General features: G+C 62.4%; 23 protein-coding genes. 10 read left to right on the top strand and 13 right to left on the bottom strand.

The features are described 5' to 3' along the window. Nucleotides 1-13: 13 nt before the first annotated feature. Together BACI9J_RS05390 and BACI9J_RS05395 are read left to right on the top strand one after the other, a co-directional pair. Nucleotides 14-1,324, top strand: a complete 1,311-nt coding sequence (locus tag BACI9J_RS05390; protein WP_201296513.1) for an MFS transporter — start codon at nt 14-16, stop codon at nt 1,322-1,324. Nucleotides 1,325-1,333: 9 nt separating this feature from the next. Next, a complete protein-coding gene (locus BACI9J_RS05395; protein ID WP_159733512.1) occupies nt 1,334-2,401 on the top strand; it encodes a UDP-N-acetylmuramate dehydrogenase in 1,068 nt (355 codons plus the stop codon). On the opposite strand, the gene BACI9J_RS05400 is transcribed toward BACI9J_RS05395, so the two are convergent. Next, nucleotides 2,398-2,877 (bottom strand): hypothetical protein, encoded by a 480-nt coding sequence (locus BACI9J_RS05400; RefSeq protein WP_159733513.1) that lies wholly within the window; start codon nt 2,875-2,877, stop codon nt 2,398-2,400. The genes BACI9J_RS05395 and BACI9J_RS05400 overlap by 4 nt on opposite strands. An 85-nt stretch (nt 2,878-2,962) precedes the next feature. Here BACI9J_RS05400 and BACI9J_RS05405 point away from each other — a divergent pair, with 85 nt between their 5' ends. Then, the gene (locus BACI9J_RS05405; protein ID WP_159733514.1) at nt 2,963-4,093 is read left to right on the top strand and encodes a winged helix DNA-binding domain-containing protein; all 1,131 of its coding nucleotides are present in this window, start codon (nt 2,963-2,965) and stop codon (nt 4,091-4,093) included. A 119-nt stretch (nt 4,094-4,212) separates the two neighbouring features. Here BACI9J_RS05405 and asd read toward each other — a convergent pair whose 3' ends face one another. The 10 genes from asd to BACI9J_RS05455 all read right to left on the bottom strand — a co-directional run bounded on the left by asd (nt 4,213) and on the right by BACI9J_RS05455 (nt 14,418). Then, nucleotides 4,213-5,355: an aspartate-semialdehyde dehydrogenase gene (asd, locus tag BACI9J_RS05410; protein WP_159733515.1), complete on the bottom strand. Its 1,143-nt coding sequence runs from the start codon at nt 5,353-5,355 to the stop codon at nt 4,213-4,215. Nucleotides 5,356-5,416: 61 nt separating this feature from the next. Continuing rightward, a complete protein-coding gene (locus tag BACI9J_RS05415) occupies nt 5,417-5,635 on the bottom strand; it encodes an NF038396 family protein (RefSeq protein ID WP_159733516.1) in 219 nt (72 codons plus the stop codon). 2 nt (nt 5,636-5,637) lie between these two features. Then, entirely contained in the window at nt 5,638-6,246 is a 609-nt protein-coding gene (locus BACI9J_RS05420) for a dihydrofolate reductase (RefSeq protein ID WP_159733517.1), read from the bottom strand. Further along, on the bottom strand, nt 6,243-7,046 hold the full coding sequence (locus tag BACI9J_RS05425) for a thymidylate synthase (protein WP_159733518.1): 804 nt from the start codon (nt 7,044-7,046) through the stop codon (nt 6,243-6,245). The genes BACI9J_RS05420 and BACI9J_RS05425 overlap by 4 nt, the downstream gene beginning before the upstream one ends. After that, nucleotides 7,043-7,441 (bottom strand): GntR family transcriptional regulator, encoded by a 399-nt coding sequence (locus BACI9J_RS05430; protein ID WP_159733519.1) that lies wholly within the window; start codon nt 7,439-7,441, stop codon nt 7,043-7,045. Before BACI9J_RS05430 ends, BACI9J_RS05425 begins: the two co-directional genes overlap by 4 nt. Then, a complete protein-coding gene (locus tag BACI9J_RS05435) occupies nt 7,438-9,102 on the bottom strand; it encodes a hypothetical protein (protein WP_159733520.1) in 1,665 nt (554 codons plus the stop codon). Before BACI9J_RS05435 ends, BACI9J_RS05430 begins: the two co-directional genes overlap by 4 nt. Before the next feature lie 69 nt (nt 9,103-9,171). Continuing rightward, complete coding sequence (locus tag BACI9J_RS05440) at nt 9,172-10,140, bottom strand: NUDIX hydrolase (protein ID WP_159733521.1); 969 nt, start codon at nt 10,138-10,140, stop codon at nt 9,172-9,174. A gap of 8 nt (nt 10,141-10,148) precedes the next feature. Continuing rightward, nucleotides 10,149-12,398 (bottom strand): RNA degradosome polyphosphate kinase, encoded by a 2,250-nt coding sequence (locus tag BACI9J_RS05445; protein WP_159733522.1) that lies wholly within the window; start codon nt 12,396-12,398, stop codon nt 10,149-10,151. A gap of 103 nt (nt 12,399-12,501) precedes the next feature. Further along, a complete protein-coding gene (gene mshD, locus BACI9J_RS05450; protein WP_159733523.1) occupies nt 12,502-13,473 on the bottom strand; it encodes a mycothiol synthase in 972 nt (323 codons plus the stop codon). 246 nt (nt 13,474-13,719) lie between these two features. Beyond that, nucleotides 13,720-14,418 carry a winged helix-turn-helix transcriptional regulator gene (locus BACI9J_RS05455; protein ID WP_141281671.1) on the bottom strand — a complete coding sequence of 233 codons (699 nt, stop codon included), beginning with the start codon at nt 14,416-14,418 and terminating at the stop codon, nt 13,720-13,722. Nucleotides 14,419-14,678: 260 nt separating this feature from the next. On the opposite strand from BACI9J_RS05455, the gene BACI9J_RS05460 reads away from it, so the two are divergent. The 7 genes from BACI9J_RS05460 to BACI9J_RS05490 all read left to right on the top strand — a co-directional run bounded on the left by BACI9J_RS05460 (nt 14,679) and on the right by BACI9J_RS05490 (nt 20,703). Then, complete coding sequence (locus tag BACI9J_RS05460; RefSeq protein ID WP_159733524.1) at nt 14,679-15,413, top strand: permease; 735 nt, start codon at nt 14,679-14,681, stop codon at nt 15,411-15,413. A gap of 166 nt (nt 15,414-15,579) precedes the next feature. After that, entirely contained in the window at nt 15,580-16,179 is a 600-nt protein-coding gene (locus BACI9J_RS05465) for an FABP family protein (protein WP_159733525.1), read from the top strand. Nucleotides 16,180-16,228: 49 nt separating this feature from the next. Further along, nucleotides 16,229-16,951, top strand: coding sequence for a flavodoxin family protein (locus tag BACI9J_RS05470; RefSeq protein ID WP_159733526.1), 723 nt, complete (start codon nt 16,229-16,231; stop codon nt 16,949-16,951). 39 nt (nt 16,952-16,990) lie between these two features. Next, a complete protein-coding gene (gene ygfZ, locus BACI9J_RS05475) occupies nt 16,991-18,076 on the top strand; it encodes a CAF17-like 4Fe-4S cluster assembly/insertion protein YgfZ (protein WP_159733527.1) in 1,086 nt (361 codons plus the stop codon). Then, nucleotides 18,073-18,465, top strand: a complete 393-nt coding sequence (locus BACI9J_RS05480) for an ankyrin repeat domain-containing protein (protein WP_159733528.1) — start codon at nt 18,073-18,075, stop codon at nt 18,463-18,465. Before ygfZ ends, BACI9J_RS05480 begins: the two co-directional genes overlap by 4 nt. Nucleotides 18,466-18,572: 107 nt before the next feature. Beyond that, nucleotides 18,573-19,202 carry a PadR family transcriptional regulator gene (locus BACI9J_RS05485; protein ID WP_159733529.1) on the top strand — a complete coding sequence of 210 codons (630 nt, stop codon included), beginning with the start codon at nt 18,573-18,575 and terminating at the stop codon, nt 19,200-19,202. Beyond that, a complete protein-coding gene (locus BACI9J_RS05490; protein ID WP_159733530.1) occupies nt 19,186-20,703 on the top strand; it encodes a DHA2 family efflux MFS transporter permease subunit in 1,518 nt (505 codons plus the stop codon). Before BACI9J_RS05485 ends, BACI9J_RS05490 begins: the two co-directional genes overlap by 17 nt. 103 nt (nt 20,704-20,806) lie before the next feature. On the opposite strand, the gene BACI9J_RS05495 is transcribed toward BACI9J_RS05490, so the two are convergent. Further along, a complete protein-coding gene (locus tag BACI9J_RS05495) occupies nt 20,807-21,556 on the bottom strand; it encodes a GNAT family N-acetyltransferase (protein WP_159733531.1) in 750 nt (249 codons plus the stop codon). Between the two features lie 9 nt (nt 21,557-21,565). Then, on the bottom strand, nt 21,566-22,591 hold the full coding sequence (locus BACI9J_RS05500; protein WP_159733532.1) for an ATP-dependent 6-phosphofructokinase: 1,026 nt from the start codon (nt 22,589-22,591) through the stop codon (nt 21,566-21,568). Nucleotides 22,592-22,644 lie beyond the last annotated feature (53 nt).

A 22,644-nucleotide genomic window follows, 5' to 3' on the forward strand; every position in this document is an offset into this window, starting at 1 on the left:
CACATCGACTGAAATGTCGCGGTGGCGCGCCGCTGTTCTTGCCTCCTATGCGGCCAGCGGCATTGCCTTCGCCACGTGGGTATCCCGCCTGCCCGCCATTCGCGACGGACTGAACCTCACGCCGGGCGGCATCGGCCTCTTGCTGATGTGCATGACGGTGGCCTCGTTCATTTCGATCTCAGCTTCAGGCCTGATTGTGCTGCGTTTCGGCCCCAAGCTGACCACCAGGATCGGCAGCAGCATGGTGGGTGCGGGCCTGGTCACAGTGGGTGTGGGCACCTCACTTTTAGCCAGTCCTCCGGCGGTGGCTGCGGGCTTGGTGGTTCTGGGTCTGGGGACGGCCAGTTGGAACACTGCATCCAACGTGGAAGGGGCCTCGCTGGAACGCGAGTTGCAGCGGCACATCATGCCGCATCTGCACGGTGCCTTCAGCCTAGGAACTGTGGCCGCTGCAGGTTTCGGTGCCTGGGCAGCTGCCATCCACATGCCGGTGTTCTGGCATTTCCTGATTGCGGGTGTGGTTGTCACCTCCTCGGTGGTCTCGGCAACCTTCTGGTTCCGGGCGGAAAAGACCGCTGCAGCTACGCCGGCGTACCGCCCTGAAGAGACGGACACCTTCAAGGATCCCTCCACGGGTCCGCTGCCCGTCCTCTCCGGCGAGCCGGCCGGTGCTCAGTCGGCCGGTGCTCAGCCGGACACCGGGAAACCAGCCCCTCCGCTGGACAATAAGCGGCTCGTGGCTCTTGCATGGCGTGACCGGCGGACTCTGCTGATCGGCGTCCTGGTCCTCGGCCTGGCACTGGCCGAAGGAGCCGCGGGGGACTGGGTGGCTCTGGCACTGGCCGACGGCTACGGCCAGTCAGACGCCGCAGGCGCTGTGGGCTATGGGCTCTTCGTGACGTTCATGACCATCGGTCGCTTCACCGGGACGGTCATCCTGGACCGTTTTGGGCGTGTGGTGGTGATGCGCTGGTGCTCGGCCACCGCCGTCGTGGGTCTGTCCCTTTTTGTGTTTTCTCCTGTTCCTTGGCTAGCCTTTGTGGCGTTGGCGGTGTGGGGCCTGGGCGCTTCCCTGGGGTTTCCCGTGGGAATGTCTGCAGCCGCCGATGACCCGGTGCACGCAGCGGCCCGCGTGTCGGTAGTGTCCACCATTGGCTACGGTGCGTTCCTATGCGGCCCTCCGCTCTTGGGACTGTTGGCTGAACACTTTGGCATCCTGCATTCGCTGCTCGCCCCGTTGGTGATGCTGGTGGTCAGTTTCTTCCTGGCACCCTTGGCTGGCGGGAAGCCGGCCAAGTCTGCGCAGCCCAAAGAAGCCCGTTAGGCTTGATTGGTGACCCAAACGCTGCTTTCTGAACTGACCACTGCTGCCGTTGGCGGGCCCGCGGGCAACTACATTGAGGCCCGCACCGAGGCAGAGATCATCGACGCCGTCAGGTCTGCCGACGCTGCCGGCGAAAAACTCCTGATCATCGGTGGTGGCTCCAACCTCCTGATTTCGGACGAAGGCTACCCCGGTACCGTCCTGAAGGTCGCCTCGGAGGGATTCACCGTGAATTCCGAAGACAGTTGCGGGGGCGTGTCGGTGGTAGTACAGGCGGGCCACAACTGGGACGCCTTGGTGGAACATTCAGTGCTGCACGCCTGGTCCGGGCTCGAAGCGTTGTCCGGAATCCCGGGAGCAACCGGTGCCACCCCCGTTCAGAATGTGGGAGCTTACGGCGCCGACGTTTCGCAAACCATTGCTGCCGTCCGCACCTGGGACCGTGAACGCAATGCGGTGCATACCTTTACCAACTCCGAACTCAAATTCGGGTACCGCGACTCCATCTTGAAGCAGACCACCGTTGAGGGCTCGCCCCGCTATGTTGTGCTGACGGTGGAGTTCCAGCTGCCATTGGGCCGGATGAGTGCCCCCATCCGGTACGCGGAACTGGCTCGTGTGCTGGGTGTCGAAGCCGGCAAACGTGCGTACTCCAACGATGTGCGCAGGGAAGTCCTCCGACTCCGCGCGTCCAAGGGCATGGTCCTGGACGCAGCGGATCGGGACACCTACTCCACGGGCTCGTTCTTTACCAACCCGATTGTGCCTGCTGATCTTGCCTCCACTTTGCCCGAAGATGCGCCCAAATACCCTGCCGGGGACAACGGATTGGTGAAACTCTCCGCTGCTTGGCTGATCGATCAGGCAGGCTTCGGCAAAGGCTTCGGGCTCGAGGATTCCAGTGTCTCCGGTGGGCGGGCTTCCCTGTCCACCAAGCACACTCTCGCCATCACCAATCGGGGTTCAGCCTCGGCCACGGACATGGTGGCCATTGCGCGTGAGGTGCGTGCCGGCGTCGTGAAGCGATTTGGTATTGAACTGCACCCGGAACCATTGCTGATCGGCGTTAGCCTCTAGCGGGTGCGCCGCTCCGCGATCGGCAGGACTTTGTTGAGCAGCAGGAACGTGAGCCCGCAGCTGACGGCTCCCAGCAGGAAAATCTGGCTGAACGCAATACTCTGCGGCGACGGTCCGCTGGGCATGAACAGCCCGGCAGTGGCGAAACCGACAAGGCCCAGGAGCAGCACGATCGCTCCGAGGAGGAAACTGCGGACCTGCGCTGCAGCTGCCGGGTAGAACCATGGCTCCGGGGCGTCGTCGTCGCGGTCGGATACAGGTTGGGTGGCGGCAGCGGTTCCAATGAGAACCGCGGCAGCTGCAGTTGCAACCAGGCTGATGGTCTGGATTGCCTGCATTGAAGGGGAAAGGCTCACCCCTGTTCCTACGGCTACGATCAGCCCTGCGGCTAGCCCGGCGAGCGTGCAGAACCAGCCGGCGGTAGCCAACCACCGGCTCATCGGCCGCACAAACGGAGCAAGGTCACCAAAAAGCATGAACCCATCCTAGGATCCGGTGCTGGGTGACGGCTGGGAGGCACGGCAAGATTCCCTGTACTGGCAGGTGCTTTTAGGATGAAGCATGCTTGCTCAGAGATCCAACCCCGCTCCGCGTGTGATGGGCCGGCTGCGGCTTGCCAGCCAAGGGCTGTTGGGTGGCGGTTTTTCCACCGTGCCAGACGCTGTTCGGTGGATGACCTGCATGCAGGCGCAGGACCTCGGATCAGCATTGTGGGCGGTTGGGCAGCGCGTACCGGGAACGGCTGCCTCAGATGTTCGTGCGGCCCTCGACTCCGGCACCGTGGTCCGGTCATGGCCCATGCGAGGCACCCTGCATCTGCTCGCTCCCGAGGATCTCCGCTGGATTCTGGGCATCACGGGCGAGAAGCTGATGAAGGCGGTAGCTGGTCGCCATCGGGAACTCGGCATCACGGCCGAGGACATTAGCCATTGCCGGGACATTGCTTTCAAAACCTCTGAGGAACTCAAAGCGGCGGGTGCCTCGGGAGCAAGCCGGGAGCAGCTGTTCCAAGCTTTCGAGGACGCCGGCCAAATCACCAAAGCGCAGCGGGGAATACACCTGTTGGGGAGTCTCTGCCAGCGCGCGTGGCTGGTACAAGGGCCCATGGCGGGGACCAACGGCAAAGTGGGCGTCCAGCAGCTGTTCGTGCCGTTCGACCAGTGGATTCCGGACTCCAGGCAGCTGGATCGGGAGGAAGGGATTGCCGAGCTGCTGTTCCGCTATGTCCGGAGCCACGGCCCTGCCACCATCAAGGATTTTTCCTGGTGGAGCCAGATTCCCCTTACCGAAGCGCGCAAGGCCCTCACAGAGGTGCAGGACCGTTTGGTGGACGTGCAGCTCGGCGGTACCAGCTATTGGCTCTTACCGGAGACGGCAGCCATGCTCGACGACGGCGTCCCCGGCTCGCGTGCGTTGCTGGCGCTCCCGGGGTTCGATGAATTCCTGCTCGGCTACCAGGACCGAAGCCTGGTGCTGGCCCCCGGGTTTGCGGAGCTGGTGGTGCCGGGTAAGAACGGGGTGTTCAAGCGGATCATTGTCTCCGGAGGCGAAGTGGTGGGAACGTGGGCCCGGACCGGAGCCGGCAAGGCCATAGGCGTCGTGCCGGAGCCGTTTGCGGGGGAGCTGGGACCATCCGCTGAGCGCTCGTTCCAAGCCCAGGGCCGCGAATACCTGAAGTTCATGGCCGGCTGAACAGGTAAGCCCTGAGGGGAACCGCCAACAACGTGGAAAACCCGCTGTTCCGTTGCCGTGCAGCAACGGAACAGCGGGTTAGCGACGTACTAGGCCGCGACGTACTAGGCCGGGCAGGACTAGAGCTTGCCCGTCACAATGTTGAGCATGCGGCGGAGCGGCTCGGCCGCACCCCAGAGGAGCTGGTCTCCCACAGTGAAGGCGCTGATGTATTCCGGGCCCATTTCGAGCTTGCGGATACGGCCTACGGGGATGTCCAGTGTGCCGGAAGCGGCCACGGGGGTCAGGTCAGCCATGGAGGCTTCCTTGGTGTTGGGAACAACCTTGGCCCACTCGTTGTCCTTGGCCAGGAGGTTCTCGATTTCCGTGACTGAAAGGTCTTCACGCAGCTTGAGCGTGAGGGCCTGGGAGTGCGAACGCATGGCGCCAATACGGATGCACAGGCCGTCCATGGCTATGTGGTCCTTGCCTGCGGTGCCGTTTCCGGTGCCGAGGATCTTGTTGGTTTCCACCCCGGCCTTCCACTCTTCCTTGGACTGGCCGTTGCCGAGGTCGGCATCGATCCACGGAATGAGGGAGCCGGCCAGCGGCACGCCGAACTGGGTGGCGTCAACGCCGGTGCGCTGGGCAGCCAGGACCTTGTGGTCGATTTCCAGGATGGCAGAGGCGGGATCCTGCAGTTCGCTGCTGACCTCATTGTTGAGTGTGCCGAACTGGTTGAGGAGTTCACGCATGTGCCGGGCACCGCCACCGGAGGCAGCCTGGTAGGTCATGGAGGTGCCCCATTCAACCAAGTTGTTCTTGAACAGTCCGCCGAGGCCCATCAGCATGCAGGAGACCGTGCAGTTGCCGCCGATGAAGTCCTTCACACCACCGGACAGGCCGGCGTCGATGACGTCGCGGTTGATGGGGTCCAGCACAATGATGGAGTCGTCGTTCATGCGCAAAGTGGACGCAGCGTCAATCCAAAGGCCATCCCAGCCGCGGTTGCGGAGTTCGCCGTGGACCTGTTTGGTGTAGTCGCCACCTTGCGCGGTGACAATAATGGGCAGCTTGGCCAGCGTCTCAATATCGAACGCATCCTCGAGCTTGCCGGCCCCTTCAGCGAAGGAGGGGGCGGCACCTCCTGCGTTCGAGGTGGAGAAAAATACCGGGTTGATGTTGGCGAAGTCGTTCTCATCCTGCATGCGCTGCATTAGGACGGAGCCGACCATGCCACGCCAACCGACCAGTCCAACGGACGGATTAGCTGCTGTAGTCATTGAACAAGTCTAAACTTTCGCAGCGATCTGCCGCTGTTGGTTACGTCACGCACGCACTGCGCTACGACGCGTCATGTTCCTGCAGGAGCACAGCCTTGCGCTTGCGCAGGGCGAAGAACGCACCAAAGGTAAACACCTGAGTGACAACGATCAGCACAATGATCCCGGCAATTTTGTTGCCGCCCAGAATCATGGTGAGTCCCACAATGGCGGAGATGAGGGCGAAAAGCGGCAGCAGCATGTAGCCCAGCACGAACAAGGTTTCAGGTTTTTTCAGCATGCTTAGTCTTCCTGGCTTTCGTTCCGGCGCCATGTGGTGAACCGGTAGTTGGTGCCGTTTTTTGCGGTGAGCCAGCCTTCGGCCGGGGCTACGGCGTCAAAAGTCCAATCATCACCAAGTTCGGGGGCGTATGTGTCACCCTCCAGGTCGGCGTCGATGATGGTGATGACCGCCAGGTTGGCGATGCCCATGGACTGTTCAAAGATTTCGCCGCCGCCAATGATCCATACTTTCTGGCCACCGGGCGCGAACTGCGATTCCAGCAGTGCAGCGTCCAGGGAGGAAACCACGACGGCGCCCTTCGCCTCGGGTGTGGAAGCCCAGTCAGCGTTGCGGGTCACCACAATGTTGGTGCGACCCGGGAGCGGACGGTACTTTTCGGGGAAGGACAGCCACGTCTTGCGGCCCATGATGACGGGATGGCCGGTGGTGAGCTGGCTGAAGTGCTTCAAGTCCTCGGGCAGGTGCCACGGCATGGAGCCGTCCTTGCCGATCACGCCGGACTTCGTCTGCGCCCACACCATGCCGATGCCCGTCATGCGGGCCGCTGTCTCTTGGGTAAAGATGACGCCGGGAAGCTGCGAGGGAGTCTCGGGAGAGGATGTGCTCATACTGCGATCGGCGCCTTGATGGTGGGGTGGTGGCGGTAGTCCACAACCTCAAAGTCGTCCACGGTGTAGTCAAAAATGGAGTCCGGCTTGCGGAGGATCTTCAACTGCGGATACTCATACGGCTCACGGCTGAGCTGCTCGGCAACCTGGTCAACATGGTTGTCGTAGATGTGGACGTCTCCGCCGGTCCAAACGAATTCACCCGGTTCAAGTCCAAGCTGCTGCGCCACCATTCGGGTCAGCAGTGCGTAGGAGGCAATGTTGAAGGGGACGCCCAGGAACGTGTCCGCGGAGCGCTGGTACAGCTGGCAGGAGAGTTTACCGTCGGCCACATAGAACTGGAAGAACGCATGGCACGGGGGCAACGCCATGTCCTTGAGTTCGGACACGTTCCAAGCCGAGACGATGTGGCGCCGGGAATCCGGGTTGGCCGCCAGGTTGGCCATGAGTTCGGAGATCTGGTCGATGTGTCCGCCGTCGGGTGTGGGCCAACTCCGCCACTGCACGCCATAAACCGGGCCCAGCTCGCCGTCGGCATCCGCCCACTCGTCCCAGATGGAGACGCCCTGATCCTGCATCCACTTCACATTCGAATCGCCGCGAAGGAACCACAGGAGCTCTACGGCCACGGATTTGAAGTGGACCCGCTTGGTGGTGATCAGCGGAAAGCTCCGGGCAAGATCGAACCTTAACTGTCGGCCGAAAACGCTGCGCGTCCCGGTTCCGGTGCGGTCCGACTTGTGTGTGCCGTTGGCCATGACATCGCGCAGGAGGTCTTCATAAGGGGTGGGGATGCTCACGAGTCCAGCTTACTGGTCTGGGCAAGTCGACCCCGAAGCAGGTCCACGAGCGATTCGTCACCAATGCCCGCCTCACGTGCCGTCCGGATCAAACCGTCGACGGCGGCCATCACCGCAGCGTCTCCCCGGACAGTGCCGTGCGGCACCTGAGGCGGCCCGACGACGACAGTCCCGTTCCGTCGTCGTGATTCGATCAATCCCTGCTGCTCGAGCTCTTTGTAGGCGCGTGCCACTGTTCCTGCGGCGATTCCCAGGTCCCCGGCCAGGCTCCGTACCGTGGGCAGGCGGCTTCCTGGTTCCAGAACACCCACGGCTATCAGGGATCTGAGCTGCCGGCGGATTTGTTCGAAGGGTGGCACAGGATCGGTAAGGTCCACCGTGATTCCGGCAGTCATTGTGCTCGTTCGCCAAGGTTGGCGGGCTCACCACGGGGTATGGCGCCGAGCAGGCTTCGGACCGGCACCACAGCGACGATCACCGCGATGGCAGCCAACACCATGCCCACCGTGTTCGCCGGGCTGGGTGCCAACGGATATTCGCCGCTGCCTGGTGGAAACACGCTGTACCAAGCATCGCCGGTGATCATCAGCAGCGCTGCAGCCTGCCCCAGGCAGTAAGCTGCCAGCGTCCTCACGATTCTGTACAGGCTGATGGCCCTCAGTGCGGCGTCCAAGCCTGCGTCAGCCCCACTTTCAGGGATTCCACGACGACGGCGCACGGCAATGATGGCAGCCGCGCCTGAAGCGGCCACTACCGCGGAGAGCAGAAGGGCTGCCGGCCAGGTCTTGTTGGCGAAACTCTGCGCTTCCGCGGCCACGGCGAAAGCCACGGCCACGGCAAAAATCAAGGCGCTTCCGATCGCGAAGGAGAGCAGCCCCCGCGAAACAGGCTGGCGGGGCCAATGCACCTGCGCTTGTGGTTCTCCGTAATTCCGGGCCATCAGCAGCTCGCCGGCTGCAATAACCAGCAAGAGCGCGGCCGCGGCAAGGGCGGTCACGACGGGAAACGCCCAAGGCTCCAAGGGGCGTGAGGTGACCAGGATCGTCACAGTTCCCGCCACAAGCGCAACACCGCCCACTACGCCCAACACTGCGCCGAGGGAGATGCTCAGCCGGGCGGCGCCGTGGGTATGGGGATCGGCGCGGAGTGTTTTAGCGCTCGTGGCTTGCGGAACATTGAGGATCGAAGGGAGTTCGGGGACCCGCCACCACCACATTGCAGCCAGAACTGCCACGTTGATGAGCCCCGGCATGTTGAACCAGGACTGCTGCCAAGTGACTCCCGGGGCCGGCTGTGATGCAAAGTTGCCGGCAACGGTTGCCAGGCCTGCAGCAATGGTTGCCACGGTCCGCAGCAGCCGGTTGGTGGCGACGGTGCGAATCGTCCGGTTGTCCTCGCCGTCGAGCGTTTCCAATTGGCGACGGCGGGCGATCAGGACGAGCACCAGCCACGTTCCCACGGCCAGGACAAGTAGAGCCCCGCCGAGCCAAAAGGCCAGTTCGGATCCCGGAATCCGGCCGTCCTGTCCCTGGAACGGGCCGGGGCCGGGAGGGGTGGTAGGTGTCCGGGGGTCCACCGGTGGCGGAGGAGGCGTAGGCGGCACGGCTGTGTACGCCGGCAAGGCTGCGATCCAAGCAATGGTCACAGCTGCGTATCCGAAGATGGCGGCCGTAGTCCAAGCGAGTTTGCGGGGAAGGAAGTCCCTGATTTTCCGGACCTTGAGCTCTGCGTACCGTCGGGGTGCCTTAGGTGCGGGGTAGCTCAGCTGACCGAGCGCATGGACGGTGAGGCTGGCCACAATCGGCCAAGCGAGGGCGTTGGCGATCTGGTCCGGAGTTGCAGGAGCGTTTGATCCCAGGGAATTCGCGCGGATAATCCCCGTGCTCATGGCCCCCTGCAGGGAGCTGGCCATCCAGCCAATGATGCCCACCCAGAGTCCGTGTGAGGCAACGGATTGTGCATCCGGCTTGGACCAGACCTGCATTCTCAGGAACAGGTACACGATGATGGCACCTACTACCGGTCCCAGGAAAAACATCGATGGCGCAACAACCACGGCAAGACCCCCACATCTTTTGTATCAACCTACTGATACAAAGACGTGAGGGTCAAGCCATAGCGGGTGTCAGTCGTCGAACGGCTTGACCTGCTCCACGGACACAATTTTTCGCTCGGATCCCCGTGCCACCTGGCACACAATCACTTCTCCGGGAGAAAGGAAGGGGTCGGCGGAGGGAAGCAGTGCACGCAGCGCCTGGGACATGTGCTGGCCCAGCTGCTTCATGGCCGTGGGCAGGGCCGGACGATGCGTGCACACTGCGATCGGTACTTGTTTGTCGAACAAAGCCTCCACCGCGGCAGCAGTTTTCTTGGGGGAACGCTGGTGGTTGTGCTCGGTGAGGGCCTCCACCAGTTTCACCTTGGCTCCGCTGGCCTTGGCATAGGGGGCGATGGTGGCAACGCAACGCGCCCAGGGGCTGGTCACAACACGTTGCGGTTTCCACACCTCCAACAGCCGCTGGACGGCAATTGCCTGCCGCTGGCCGGTGGCGGCCAGGGGGCGGTCGCCCTCGGCTTTGGTCCAGGAAGACCGCGGCTTCGCTTTGGCATGGCGGATCAATATCAGCGGCCACGTATCCAGCTCGCCGCGGACGTGCGCCTTCTGAAGATATTCCAGCGGCTCCACATCTGTTGGGTTGCTCAGGAAGCTCGCTGCCCGTTCCGGGCTGCACCACATGACACTGTCCACTTCTTTGCCGTCAGGGCGAAGCGGTGCCCCGTTGACCTTGACTGCCCAGTACCTGACAACCTTCAGGCCTGCACTGACGTGGTAATGAATTGGCGGTAAAGGTATGCCCAGCGGGGCTTGCAGGCCTATCTCTTCCCACACTTCACGGGCAGCGCACTCAGGAACTGTTTCCCCGGCGTCGAGCTTTCCTTTGGGCCAAGACCAATCGTCATAACGCGGGCGATGAATCAGGAGGACCTCAAGGGCACCCTTGGTAACGCGCCAAGGAATGGCACCGGCGGCCACAACGGCCACCGGCTCGCCGGGGTGGTCTGTTTGATCCGCCACGGGAGTATCGCTGTTCAATGGTGTCCTTACCGCCGGGCCGCAGCACGTTGGCGCGAGCGCGAAGCCAGGAGCCAGGACTGCATATCCAGCAAGGGCTTGCCCTCCTCATCCAAATGGTGCCTGGTCCAGTGTCCGCTGTTGTCCAAGTGCCAGCTGGCTGTGCCGTCGTCAACATAGCGACGCATCAGGTCCATGACCGTGGTTGTGTCTTCCTTGCTGGCCAGTTGGACCAGTGCTTCCACACGGCGGTCCAGGTTGCGGTGCATCATGTCAGCGGAGCCGATGTACACCACGGGTTCACCGCCGTTGCCAAAGGCAAAGACGCGCGAGTGCTCCAGGAACCGGCCCAGCACGGATCGGACCGTGATGTTCTCACTGAGTCCCGGCACGCCCGGGCGCAGCGAGCAAATGCCACGGACCACAACGTCCACTTTCACGCCTGCCTGCGAGGCACGGTAGAGGGCATCAATGATGGCTTCGTCCACCATGGAGTTGACCTTGATCTGAACCAATCCGGGCACACCGGTGCGTGCATTCCGAATCTCGGTTTCGATCCTCTCCACCAAGCCGGCACGCACCGAGCGGGGTGCCACCAGCAGCCTTTTGAACGTGGACTTCGGGGCATAGCCGGAGAGCTGGTTGAACAACTTGGACAGGTCTTCGCCCACTTGCTCGTTGGCGGTCAGCAAACCGAGGTCTTCGTAGTAGCGGGCTGTCCTCGGATGGTAGTTACCGGTGCCGATGTGGCAGTAACGGCGCAGTCCGTCCACTTCCTGGCGAACCACCAAAGACAATTTGCAGTGGGTTTTAAGGCCAACGATGCCGTACACCACGTGAACGCCTGCCTGCTCCAGCTTCCGTGCCCAGGAAATGTTGGCCTGCTCGTCAAAGCGGGCCTTGATCTCCACAAGTGCCAGAACCTGCTTGCCTGCCTCCGCGGCGTCGATCAGGGCATCAACAATGGGGGAGTCGCCGGATGTCCTGTACAGGGTCTGCTTGATGGCCTGCACCTTGGGATCTGCTGCCGCCTGCTCCAGAAAGGCCTGAACAGAGGTGGAGAAGGAGTCGTACGGGTGGTGCAGGAGGATGTCCCTGCGGCGCATGGCGGCAAAGACGTTGGCTGCCTTGGATGTTTCAGACTCGTTGAGGTACCGGGACGTGTGCGGCACATGCTTGGGGTAGTGGAGGTCCGCCCGGTCAATGCCGCTGATTGCGGACAAGCCACGTAGATCCAACGGGGCAGGAACGGAGTAGACCTCGGACTCTTCAACACCAAGTTCACGGATCAGCAGTGCCTTGATGTTCGGGTTGATGTCCGTGGTGACCTCGAGGCGCACCGGCGGGCCGAAGCGCCGGCGCAGGAGTTCCTTCTCCAAAGCCTGCAAGAGGTTCTCGGCGTCGTCCTCTTCCACTTCCAGGTCCTCGTTGCGGGTAACGCGGAAGGTGTGGTGCTCCAGGACTTCCATGCCGGGGAAGAGCTTGTCCAGGTGGACAGCGATCACTTCTTCCAAGGCGATGAAACGGGCCACGCGGCCAGGGATGGCGCCTGCCCGCGGTCCGTCCACGGAAATGAGGCGGGGAAGCTGGTCCGGAACCTTGACACGGGCGAACAGCTCTTTGTCGCTGATCGGGTTACTGACGATCACCGCGAGGTTGAGGGAAAGGCCCGAAATGTAGGGGAACGGGTGTGCCGGGTCTACAGCCAGCGGCGTCAGGATGGGGAAAACCTTCTCCTGGAACATGATGCTGATCCGGTGGCGGGCATCCTCATCCAGTTCATGCCAGTGCATGATGTGGATGTGCTCATAGGCCAGGGCAGGACGGATCTGCTCGGCGAAGACCCGGGCATGGCGTTCTTGGAGCCTGTGGGCCTCTTCGCTGATCTGTTCCAGTACCTCAATGGGGCTCAGGCCGGCAGGGGAAGGGACGGCCAGTCCGGTTGCGATACGGCGCTTGAGGCCCGCCACGCGCACCATGAAGAACTCGTCAAGGTTGGAGGCGAAGATGGAGAGGAAATTGACGCGTTCCAGCAGGAAAAGGTCAGGATCCTCGGCGAGTTCCAGAACCCGGGAGTTGAAGGCCAGCCAGCTCAGTTCGCGGTCCAGGAACCGGTCTGCGGAGATATCGCCTTCGGGCTCAAGGCTCGGTGCGAATTCCGGAATATCGATGCGGTCCTGGGTGGCTCGCGAGGCCGGCACTTCCGATGATCCGAAGCGCGGGGGCAGTGTTGCGCCCTTCGAGGTGGATCCGGCGGTGCCGACGGGGTCCGGCTGCATGGGGTTCTCCTAAGCTCAGGACGGGGTTTCCTCCCACATTACAATCAATTCCGGCGCTCGAATCCAAGATGTCACCTGCTTTCCGGCAAGTGGGGACGCGAGGTTAATTTTTGGTTAAAGGCCCATACATCACATCGGTGTCCCAACGAACGAAGCCGAGTTTCTGATATAGAGCTACTGCTGCCTCGTTGTCGGCATCCACGTAAAGCATCACTGCATGCAGGCCTTGGTCCTGAAGGTGCTTGATGCCCGCAACGGTGAGGGACTTGCCCAGGCCCAGACCCTGCGCTGCCGGCGTCACTCCCACCACATAGACTTCCCCGATTGCCGGGTGCGGGCCCTGCCGGGGGTGGACCTTGGTCCAGTGGAATCCCAGCAACCCGCCGTCGGCATTCACGGCCAACAGGAAACCTTGGGGATCAAACCATTCTTCGGCCTTGCGCGCCTCAAGGTCCGCCAGCGTCATGGCCCCCTGTTCGGGGTGGTGGGCAAACGCAGCCCTGTTGGCGGCCAGCCATGCCTGCTCGTCCTGGCCCGGGACAAAGGCGCGGAGGGAAACACCGTCCGGAAGTCCGGCGTCGGGCAGCTCGGCAGTCGAAGACATCAACCGCATCTTCCACAATTCACGCACCGGGCCGTAGCCGAAGCGTGTGGCGAGATCGGCGGCGGCCTCGTGGTTACCGTGCGACCATGCACTCAACCCCTTCAGGCCCCGCTTGCCCTGCAGGGCGTCCAGAAGCCTTCCGGCCACACCCTGGTTGCGGTAGCTGGGATGGACCGCCAACTCCAGGACCCCGCTGCCGTCTTCACTTTCGACGACGACGGCCACGCCGGCCAGGTCTTCGGCGGTGGCCGGATCTGAATCTTCATCGGGGGCATACAGGACGAAGGACAAAACAGAGTGGTCTCCGGCGTCAACACCGCGAAGCATGACCAACGTCTGCTCGGAGAACGGGGGATTCCCGTCGGACTCCCCGGCGGCGGCGGCCAGGGCCCTGACATCCCTCAGCAGTTCTGCGTCCAAGGCGCCATCGATGATCAGTACGGGCCAGTTTTCCGGTTGCGCGTGACTCATGATGCAAGGCTATACGTCCGGTGCAAGGCGCGTGATTTGATGTCCCCGGAAATGGCAGGTAGTCTCAATATCTCGTTCGGCTTTCCGGATTATCGGCAAGTCAGCGCAGGGGGGATCCACCAGTGGGGTGGCCTCGATACGTTCGACCCGTATGTCCTCCACCAAGAAAGAAAAAAGGCCAGGATCCGTGTGGATCCTGGCCTTTTTCTTGGATCGAGTTTGTTCAGTCCGCGCTTCGGAAGCCGTTTACGCTTCGGACAACTCTTCGTCCGTGAGACGGACAAGAGTGAGCCGGTAGCCGACGTTGCGGACCGTGCTGATCAGGTTCTCGTGATCCACGCCGAGCTTGGCGCGAAGCCGCCGGATGTGGACGTCCACCGTCCGGGTGCCTCCGTAATAGTCGTAGCCCCACACTTCGGTCAGCAACTGCTGGCGGGTGAACACCCGGCCCGGATGCTGCGCGAGGTACTTCAGAAGTTCAAACTCTTTGAAAGTCAGGTTGAGGGGCTGTCCGCTCACGCGGGCGGTGTAGCTTGCCTCGTCAATGACGACGCCGGCCGCCCGGATTTCGGTCTGGGTTTCCTCTTCGCCGGGCACGGCACGAGCCATTGCCAACCTGATGCGGGCCTCAACTTCCGCCGGGCCTGCGGAGTCCAGCACGATGTCATCCACTGCCCACGCGGACGAGACGGCTGCCATGCCGCCTTCGGTAAGGATCAGCATGAGCGGGGCGCTAAGGCCGGTGGCCTTCAACAACTGGGTGAGCGAGCGGGCGCCCACCAAATCCTTGCGGGCATCCAGGAAGACGATGTCCGTGGGATCGGTTTCCAGTAGCGCGGTGGGTTCTGCCGGGAGGATGTGCACGCGGTGGTTCAGCAACTCCAAGGCAGGCAAAATGTCCACCGACGAGCCGGTGCTGTTCGTTAGGAGCAGGATGTGCGACATAGTTCCTCCAATGGGCTGTACGCGCATCATCGGGCGTCGAAACCGGAGTTTCACCGGTCGGTCACAGCGCATGTCCGGCCTCTCCCGTTGTAACGGGATCGCGACAAACACGGTGCGCTGTTGAAGTCTGAGTATACCCATCAGTGCCTTGGGACACATGGATTCGTGACGGGCAAGCGCTGGAATTACGACATATTGGGCCGGCTTAAGGCAGGATTGTCGGGAGGTCGTAAGGCACATCGGATTGAGGTCGGCACACAGTGAAGTCTTGGAGCATCGGGGTATTCGGACTCGTGGCGCTCGCAGCCATCGTGGCCAGCACCTTCGTTTCCCGGGAAGCCATGGTGGGTGCCGGCATTGCGGCGTCCGCGGCCGTGGGGATCGGCTGGCCGCATTTCCTGGCTGTTCCGGCCAAGAAGACGCTGGCCGCAGTGATTGGTCTTGCCGGAGCAGGATCGGCTGTGGCTGCCGCGTACATGCCGGCGCCCGGTTTCCTGGACGGTACGCCGGCATTCGTCGCACTGGGCGTGATGGCGGTGTTCGTGGTTCAACTGATCCGGGGCACCGGGCAGGCGCAACGCCTTGAATCCACACTGGGCTGCTCGGCCGGTGTACTGCTCAACTGCCTGGGCGCAGGGTGGATCGCCAGTGCGCGGTTCAACGGCGTCAAGGAGATGGTGCTCGTGGCCGGCCTCAGTGCGGCTGTGGCCCTTCTGGTGGGAATCATTCGCTGGCCGGATCGCATTGTGGCTCCGCTCGGAGTGGTGATGGCCGGACTGATGGGACCCCTGGCAGGCCTGGTCTTCTCGGACATCGCCGTGCTTCCTGCCGCCTTGGTGGGCGCGGTGGTGGGATCGGTCCTGGTGTGTTTCCGTCGGATGACTACCCTCCGCCGGGGACGCCTGAATATTCCGGCAGCCGTAGGAATGGGCGTGGCGCCTGTTTGGGCTGTGGGGGCCCTGGCTTACTTCATAGACAAACTACTCATCTACTAACGGTTAGGATTGCATCATGTCTGTACTCGCATTTGAAATCTTCTTCCTCGTTCTCCTTGGCCTGGCCAGCGTAGCCATGGCGTGGTTTGCGGGTTTTGTCGTCTACCGCCTTTTCAAGGGCCAGAAGTAAAACTTCCGGTCCTGCAGCCCAACAGAGGTAATCGTTGTGCCTATTGAGATCCCTACAGATCTGACGCCTGAACTCGTCCCTCTTTCCTGGCTCATTGGTGAGTGGGAAGGCCGCGGCCGGCTCGGCAGCGGAGACGAGGATTCCGAGCATTTCGTCCAGCATGTGTCATTCACCCACAACGGGCTCCCGTACTTGCAGTACCGGGCCGAGACCTGGCTCAGCGATGACGCGGGCGAAAAGTTGCGGCCCTTGACCGTGGAGACGGGCTTCTGGGCTTTGGAACGGAAGCTTGAAGAGGGCGACGGCGGCCCGGGCCTGATCCCGGCCGACATCGTTCCCGTCCTCAAGACGGCCGACGAAGTCGAGGAGCGCCGCAACAAGGAGGGCGGTTTCGACATTTCAGTGTCGATCTCCCACCCCGGCGGAATTACGGAGCTCTACTACGGCCAAATCAAGGGGCCCCAGATCCAGCTGAGCACCGACATGGTGATGCGTGGAAGCCACTCCAAGGAGTACACGGCCGCAACACGGATTTTTGGCCTGGTGGACGGCAACCTGTTGTGGCGCTGGGATGTAGCCGCCAGCGGCAAGGCCCTTGAAGCTCACGCCTCCGCGTTCCTCCACAAGGTTTCCTGACCCGAGGTCTCACTGCACGTTCCACAGCAACCAGCAGAAGGAGCAGAAAGTGAACACCCACCTCAAGCCGGAAGGTTACGAGGGCCTCAAGGCCGTCTTCTTCAATGGCACACTGAAACCATCGCCGCAGCTCAGCAACACCGACGGCTTGATCAAGATCAGCCGCGACATCATGGAGAAGCAGGGCGTCAGTACCCGCCTCATCCGCACCGTTGACCACGACATCGCCAGCGGCGTGTATCCGGACATGCGTGAGCACGGCTGGAAGACAGACGAGTGGCCCGAGATCTACCCTGAGGTCCGGGACGCCGACATCGTGGTGGTTGCAGGTCCTATCTGGTTGGGGGACAACTCGTCCCAAACCAAGAAGCTCATTGAACGGCTCTACGCCCACTCGGGTCAGCTGACAAGCAAGGGCCAATGGGCGTTTTACCCCAAGGTGGGCGGCTGCCTCATCACCGGCAACGAGGACGGCATCAAACACTGTTCCATGAACGTCCTGTACAGCCTGCAGCACATCGGCTTCACCATCCCGCCCCAGGCTGACGCCGGGTGGATCGGCCCCGTAGGACCCGGACCCAGCTATCTTGACGAAGGATCAGGCGGGCCGGAGAGTGATTTTACTAACAGGAACGCCACTTTCATGACCTGGAACCTGCTGCATATGGCCAAGCTTCTGCGGGATGCCGGGGGAATTCCTGCCTACGGCAACCTGCCGGAGGAGTGGAAGGCGGGCACCCGATTCGATTTCGAGAACCCGGAATACCGCTGATCCCGGAATACCGCTGAGCCACAAGGACTTCTACTACATATGACTTACAAGAGCCCCCTGTTGTCGCGCCCTGGCGCCGTTGAAGATACCGGCCTCGATGCCGGCGTAGCGGCCCACTATGGTGAACCGTTGCGTGAGCAGCGCGCCTTGGCAACCGGTGCCGCCGTCGTGGACCTTTCGCACCGGGGCGTAGTGACGGTGGCGGGCCCGGATCGGCTTAGCTGGCTCAACACGCTTTCATCCCAGCAGCTCACCAACCTTCAGCCCGGTGTCGCCAGCGAACTGCTGCTGCTCAGCGTCCAGGGCCGGATCGAGTTCGATGCCCGCGTTATTGACGACGGCGGCACTGCCTGGCTGATTGTGGAGACCGCAGAGGCAGGTCCTTTGGCCGAGTGGTTGAACAAGATGAAGTTCATGCTCCGCGTCGAGATCCAGGACGTCTCTGAGCAATGGGCCGTGGTGGGTGCCACCAAGCCGGTGGAACAGCTTTCCGGTGGCTTGGTGTGGGAAGATCCGTGGCCGCACGTCAGCCCCGGCGGCTATGCCTACAGCATCGTCCCTGAGGAATCGCACCCCGGCCTCGAGCGCCCTTGGTTCGAGTACCTTGTTCCTGCTGCCGGACTGGAACAAGCTGTGGAAGGCCTGCCCCTTGCAGGTGCCATGGCCGCGGATGCACTGCGGATTGCTGCATGGCGACCCCGCTTGGGTGCGGAGACCGACGAGAAAACCATCCCTCACGAGTTGGATCTCCTGCGGACCTCGGTTCATCTGAACAAGGGCTGCTACAAGGGCCAGGAAACCGTTGCGCGCGTCCATAACCTCGGTCATCCACCGCGGCGCCTCGTGTTCCTGCAACTTGATGGCTCACAGCACACCTTGCCGGCTGTTGGCAGTGTCGTATTTGCCGGGGAGCGCAAGGTAGGTACTCTGACATCGGTGGCGCAGCACTTTGAGATGGGACCTGTTGCTCTGGCCGTGATCAAGCGGTCCATTTCGGCGGAGGAAACCCTGACGGTGATGGACGGTGAAGAGCCGTACATCGCAGCCCAGGAAGTGATCGTCGCCCCCGACGCCGGCCAGGTAGTCGGGCGCCAGACCGGATTCCTGAAGGGACCCCACCGATGAGCCAAGCAACAGGCCCCGACGACGAAACGTTGGCCCTGGCCCATGCCCTGTTCGATGCCGCCCGCGAAGGTGACACCGAGTTGCTGCGTGGCTACTTGAAGGCCGGTGCTCCTGCCACGCTCACCAACGCCGCCGGCGACTCCCTGCTGATGCTTGCGGCCTACCACGGCCATGAGGAGGCGGTGCAGCTCATCCTCCATCACGGCGCGGACGCCAATGCCGCCAACGACCGCGGACAGACACCTCTGGCCGGGGCTGTCTTCAAGGGATATACCGGCGTTGCCCGGGTTTTGCTGGATGCGGGAGCGGATCCCGACGCCGGGACGCCCTCCGCGCGCGATGCCGCCACGATGTTCGCGAGGGCAGAGATCCAGGCCCTGCTGGGCTAACGAAGCTCTTGCATGGACGGCCCGGTCGCTTAGCGGCCGGGCTTTCTTGCGCTCCAATACTCCACGTGGAATAGTTGTTGTGGAATATTCGATGAGAAAGGGTTCCTTTGCCCAAGGTCGCTGAACTAACCCCACTCGGGGTGGCCTCACTGGCGCTCCTTGCCGAGGAACCCATGCATCCGTACGAGATGTACCAGTTGCTGATGGCTCGTCACGAAGATCGCCTCGTAAAAGTACGTCCCGGCACGCTCTATCACGCAATGGGACGGCTCGAGGAGAACGGCCTGGTGGAGGCCACAGGAACGGAGCGGGAAGGCAACCGTCCCGAACGGACCACGTATCGCATCACCCCTGCCGGACATGTTGCGCTCGACGCGCGGCTAAAGGCCATGCTCTCCACTCCCGTCAACGAATACCCGGTCTTTCCCCATGCAATCGCAGAGGCACACCACCTTCCCGCGGCTGTGGTGACGGGTCTGTTGGAGGAGCGGCTTGCAGCCCTGAATGACGATCTCGATTTCCTCGTTCACGCCGAAGCCACGGTGACGGCCAAGGGGTTGGACCGCAAGTACTGGATCGACATCACGTATCAACAAGCAATGCGCCGAACCGAGATCGCGTGGATCCGCGGTCTCCTTGAGGAGTTGGGCAACGGGCGCCTGCCCTGGGATGAACCCCGGCCAGCTCCAACTGAACTTTCAAACAAGCCAAAGGAATCCCTTGGAAAACGTAGCTAAGCCGTGGCCAGCGCTGTGGTCACTTGTGGTGGGCTTCTTCATGATCCTCATCGACACCACCATTGTGTCGGTGGCGAACCCGCGGATCATGGAGGGCCTCAACACGGACATCAACGCCGTGATTTGGGTTACCAGCGCCTACTTGCTGGCCTACGCAGTACCCCTGCTGATTACCGGCAGGCTGGGTGACCGATTCGGGCCGAAGAACCTTTACCTGATCGGCCTGGTGGTCTTTACGCTCGCCTCACTCTGGTGCGGGCTCTCCGGTGACGTCACCATGTTGATCGCTGCCCGCGCCGTGCAAGGCCTGGGCGCTGCCATGATGACACCCCAAACCATGGCCGTGATTACCCGCATCTTCCCTCCGGACCGCCGTGGCGCAGCCATGGGGTTGTGGGGAGCCACAGCAGGCATGGCGGTGCTCGTGGGCCCCATCCTCGGCGGTGTCCTGGTGGACAGCCTGGGCTGGGAGTGGATCTTCTTCGTCAACGTTCCCATCGGCATCGTAGCGTTCATCCTGGTCACCCGTTTCGTGCCGAAACTGACAACACACAGCCACACGTTCGACGTCGTAGGCGTGGTGCTTTCCGCCGTCGGCATGTTCCTGCTGGTCTTTGGCATCCAGGAGGGCCAGACGTACAAGTGGGGAACGGTCACCGGCTTCATTTCCGTGTGGGGACTGATCGTCACCGGGCTTGTTGTGCTGGTTCTCTTTGTCGTTTGGCAGTGGCTCCTGGAACGTCGGGGCGGGGAACCCCTGCTGCCCCTTGGCCTGTTCAAGGACCGCAACTTCTCGCTGGGCAACACCACCATCATGGCCGTGGGCTTCACGGTCACGGCGTTCCCGCTGCCCACCATCTTCTACTACCAGACCGTGCGCGGCCTGACGCCCACCCAGTCGGCGTTGCTGATGATTCCCATGGCCGTCATTTCGGGTGCGCTTGCGCCGTTTGTTGGCAAGCTCATTGACCGTGCCAACCCGCGGTACTTTGCGGCGTTCGGCCTCGTCTGCATGGCCGGAGCTTTGTTCTGGACCGCGGCCTTGCTGGGACCGGACACCCCCATCTGGATGTTCCTGCTGCCCAGCGCCTTGCAGGGTATTGCCAACGCCTTCATCTGGGGTCCGGTATCCAACGCGACCACCCGCAACCTGGAACCACGTCAGGCAGGCGCCGGTTCCGGCGTCTTCAACACCACGCGCCAGATCGGCGCTGTCCTGGGTTCGGCAGCCATTGCGGCCCTGATCCAGTCGCGGCTGGCAGCAGAATTGCCTGCAGCTCCTGCGGGTGCTCCTGTTGGTGAAGCTTCCATGAACGGCGTCTTGCCGGAAGCTCTGCACGCAGGCTTCTCGACGGCGATGAGCCAGTCCATCATCCTGCCCGCCTGCGCGATTCTGCTGGGCGCCGTGGTGGCCCTGTTCTTTGGCAAGCCGAAGTCCGTCAGCGGTTGGGGCGGGAAGGCCACTGGAGTGCCGGCTGTGGAGGAAACTGTAGGCAAGTAGTCCGGCAATTCGGCGGGACCAGCCCACTTTTGGGCTGGTCCTGACGTGTTTGTAGGGCAGAATCAGTCCATCGGGTTGAAAAATGGGCCGGTTCGGTTCCTTGTCAGCCGAGGATGACGCTGGCGTGGAGCCCGCCTGTGGCAAATCCAAGGCTGCGGGCCATCGCGAGCGCCCCTGTGTTGCTGACATCGGCCTTCCACTGCAGGGTCAGGCCGGACGCCAGTGCTTCGTGCGCAGCGATGGAGGCAGCCAAGGTGCCCAGTCCGCGTCGCCGCCAGGGAGGTGCAACAAGAACTCCCATATTGGCCAGGATGCCTTCCCACTCGGAATAGGCGCCGCAGGCCACGGGCGTGGGCTGATCTTCCTCCGGATGCATGATGGTAAAACGATGCTCGAGACCTTGAAGGCCAACCTCGTTGATGTCATCCGGGGGGCACAAGCTTTCAAGGCTGATAGCTTCGGGGTTGCCATGGGAAACCGTGAGCTCTTCGGAAGGTTGTTGAAGTGGCAGATCGTCGGCAAAAAACAAGGCGGAGGATCCAAGCCCGTGTCCGCCGTGTGATCGCGTGATGGTCAACAACGTCACGTGTTGGGCGAGCTCCGTATCGGGGATGGATGCTGCCGCGTCAAGTGCCCACTGCGGTCCCAGGAGTGCTGAGATGCCGAAGAGGCGAAGGAAAACCAGGGTTCCCGCTGAATCATCCACACGGGTAATACGGTTGCTGATGTCCCCGGGGTCAGCCGCTGACGTGGCGAGCCGGGCTGCAGCGGTGGCGAAAGCGTCGTCGTCGAGCCCTAAACGACGAGCCCACGCCAGCTGGATAATGGCAGCGGACGTGGGCTCTAGAGTCATGGATTCAGCCTAGCCGAAGAGCACGGACGCTTCGTCGTAGCGGTGTTGAGGCACGGTCTTGAGCTTGCCCAAGGCTTCCTCAAAGCCCACGTGGGAGATGTCCGTACCCTTCAGGGCCACCATGGTGCCCCAACGGCCTTCCACCACCGAGTCAATGGCGGCCATGCCCAGGCGTGTCGCCAGAACGCGGTCGTAGGCAGTGGGGACGCCACCACGCTGGATGTGGCCCAGGATCGTAGCCCGGGTTTCGATGCCCGTGCGGGCTTCGATTTCGGGAGCGAGCTGATCGGCGATGCCGCCCAGGCGGGGACGGCCGAAGGTGTCCAACCCGCGTTCTGAGTGCGGTGATTCCATGTGGTCCGGAACGAACCCTTCGGCAACCACTACCAACGGGGCGCGGCCGCGATCGTGGGCTTCCTGGACCCATTCGGTGATTTGTTCGATGCTTGCCTTCTGCTCCGGGATCAGTATGGCGTGGGCTCCGGCCGCCATGCCTGCGTGCAAGGCGATCCAGCCGACGTGGCGTCCCATGACTTCGGCGATCATGCAGCGGTGATGGGATTCGCCGGTGGTGCGGAGGCGGTCGATGGCCTCGGTGGCAATCTGCACGGCGGTATCGAAACCGAAAGTGTAGTCAGTGGCGTCGAGGTCGTTGTCCACGGTCTTGGGGACGCCGACGATCTTCAGGCCGGCATCGGTGAGGCGCTTTGCCGCTGCCAGTGTCCCCTCGCCGCCGATTGCGATGATGGCGTCAATCCCAAGGCGTTCCATGTGCGCCTTGATGACCTCAGGGCCGCCCCCGTTTTCGAACGGGTTGGTGCGGGAAGTACCCAGGATGGTGCCACCCTGCTTGGCGATACCGCGGACCATGGTGCGGGGGATGTCGATCACATCACCTTCTACAACCCCGCGCCAACCGTCGCGGAAGCCCACAAACTCCTGGCCGTGGATGGCAATGCCCTTGAGGACTGATCCACGGATCACTGCGTTGAGGCCGGGGCAGTCGCCACCGCTGGTAAGAATGCCAATTTTCATGTTTGCTCACTCATGGCTTGGAGGAATACGTGCAGAGCGCCACGCTGAGCTCC

The sequence above is a fragment of the Arthrobacter sp. 9V genome (assembly GCF_902506065.1).
Lineage (GTDB): Bacteria > Actinomycetota > Actinomycetes > Actinomycetales > Micrococcaceae > Arthrobacter.

Excerpts from the sequence above, each read along its gene's own strand:
- BACI9J_RS05390 (WP_201296513.1), top strand. The coding sequence starts at position 14 with ATGTCGCGGTGGCGCGCCGCTGTTCTTGCCTCCTATGCGGCCAGCGGC.
- BACI9J_RS05400 (WP_159733513.1), bottom strand. The coding sequence starts at position 2,877 with ATGCTTTTTGGTGACCTTGCTCCGTTTGTGCGGCCGATGAGCCGGTGG.
- BACI9J_RS05405 (WP_159733514.1), top strand. The coding sequence starts at position 2,963 with ATGCTTGCTCAGAGATCCAACCCCGCTCCGCGTGTGATGGGCCGGCTG.
- asd (WP_159733515.1), bottom strand. The coding sequence starts at position 5,355 with ATGACTACAGCAGCTAATCCGTCCGTTGGACTGGTCGGTTGGCGTGGC.
- BACI9J_RS05415 (WP_159733516.1), bottom strand. The coding sequence starts at position 5,635 with ATGCTGAAAAAACCTGAAACCTTGTTCGTGCTGGGCTACATGCTGCTG.
- BACI9J_RS05420 (WP_159733517.1), bottom strand. The coding sequence starts at position 6,246 with ATGAGCACATCCTCTCCCGAGACTCCCTCGCAGCTTCCCGGCGTCATC.
- BACI9J_RS05430 (WP_159733519.1), bottom strand. The coding sequence starts at position 7,441 with ATGACTGCCGGAATCACGGTGGACCTTACCGATCCTGTGCCACCCTTC.
- BACI9J_RS05445 (WP_159733522.1), bottom strand. The coding sequence starts at position 12,398 with ATGCAGCCGGACCCCGTCGGCACCGCCGGATCCACCTCGAAGGGCGCA.
- mshD (WP_159733523.1), bottom strand. The coding sequence starts at position 13,473 with ATGAGTCACGCGCAACCGGAAAACTGGCCCGTACTGATCATCGATGGC.
- BACI9J_RS05455 (WP_141281671.1), bottom strand. The coding sequence starts at position 14,418 with ATGTCGCACATCCTGCTCCTAACGAACAGCACCGGCTCGTCGGTGGAC.
- ygfZ (WP_159733527.1), top strand. The coding sequence starts at position 16,991 with ATGACTTACAAGAGCCCCCTGTTGTCGCGCCCTGGCGCCGTTGAAGAT.
- BACI9J_RS05480 (WP_159733528.1), top strand. The coding sequence starts at position 18,073 with ATGAGCCAAGCAACAGGCCCCGACGACGAAACGTTGGCCCTGGCCCAT.
- BACI9J_RS05495 (WP_159733531.1), bottom strand. The coding sequence starts at position 21,556 with ATGACTCTAGAGCCCACGTCCGCTGCCATTATCCAGCTGGCGTGGGCT.
- BACI9J_RS05500 (WP_159733532.1), bottom strand. The coding sequence starts at position 22,591 with ATGAAAATTGGCATTCTTACCAGCGGTGGCGACTGCCCCGGCCTCAAC.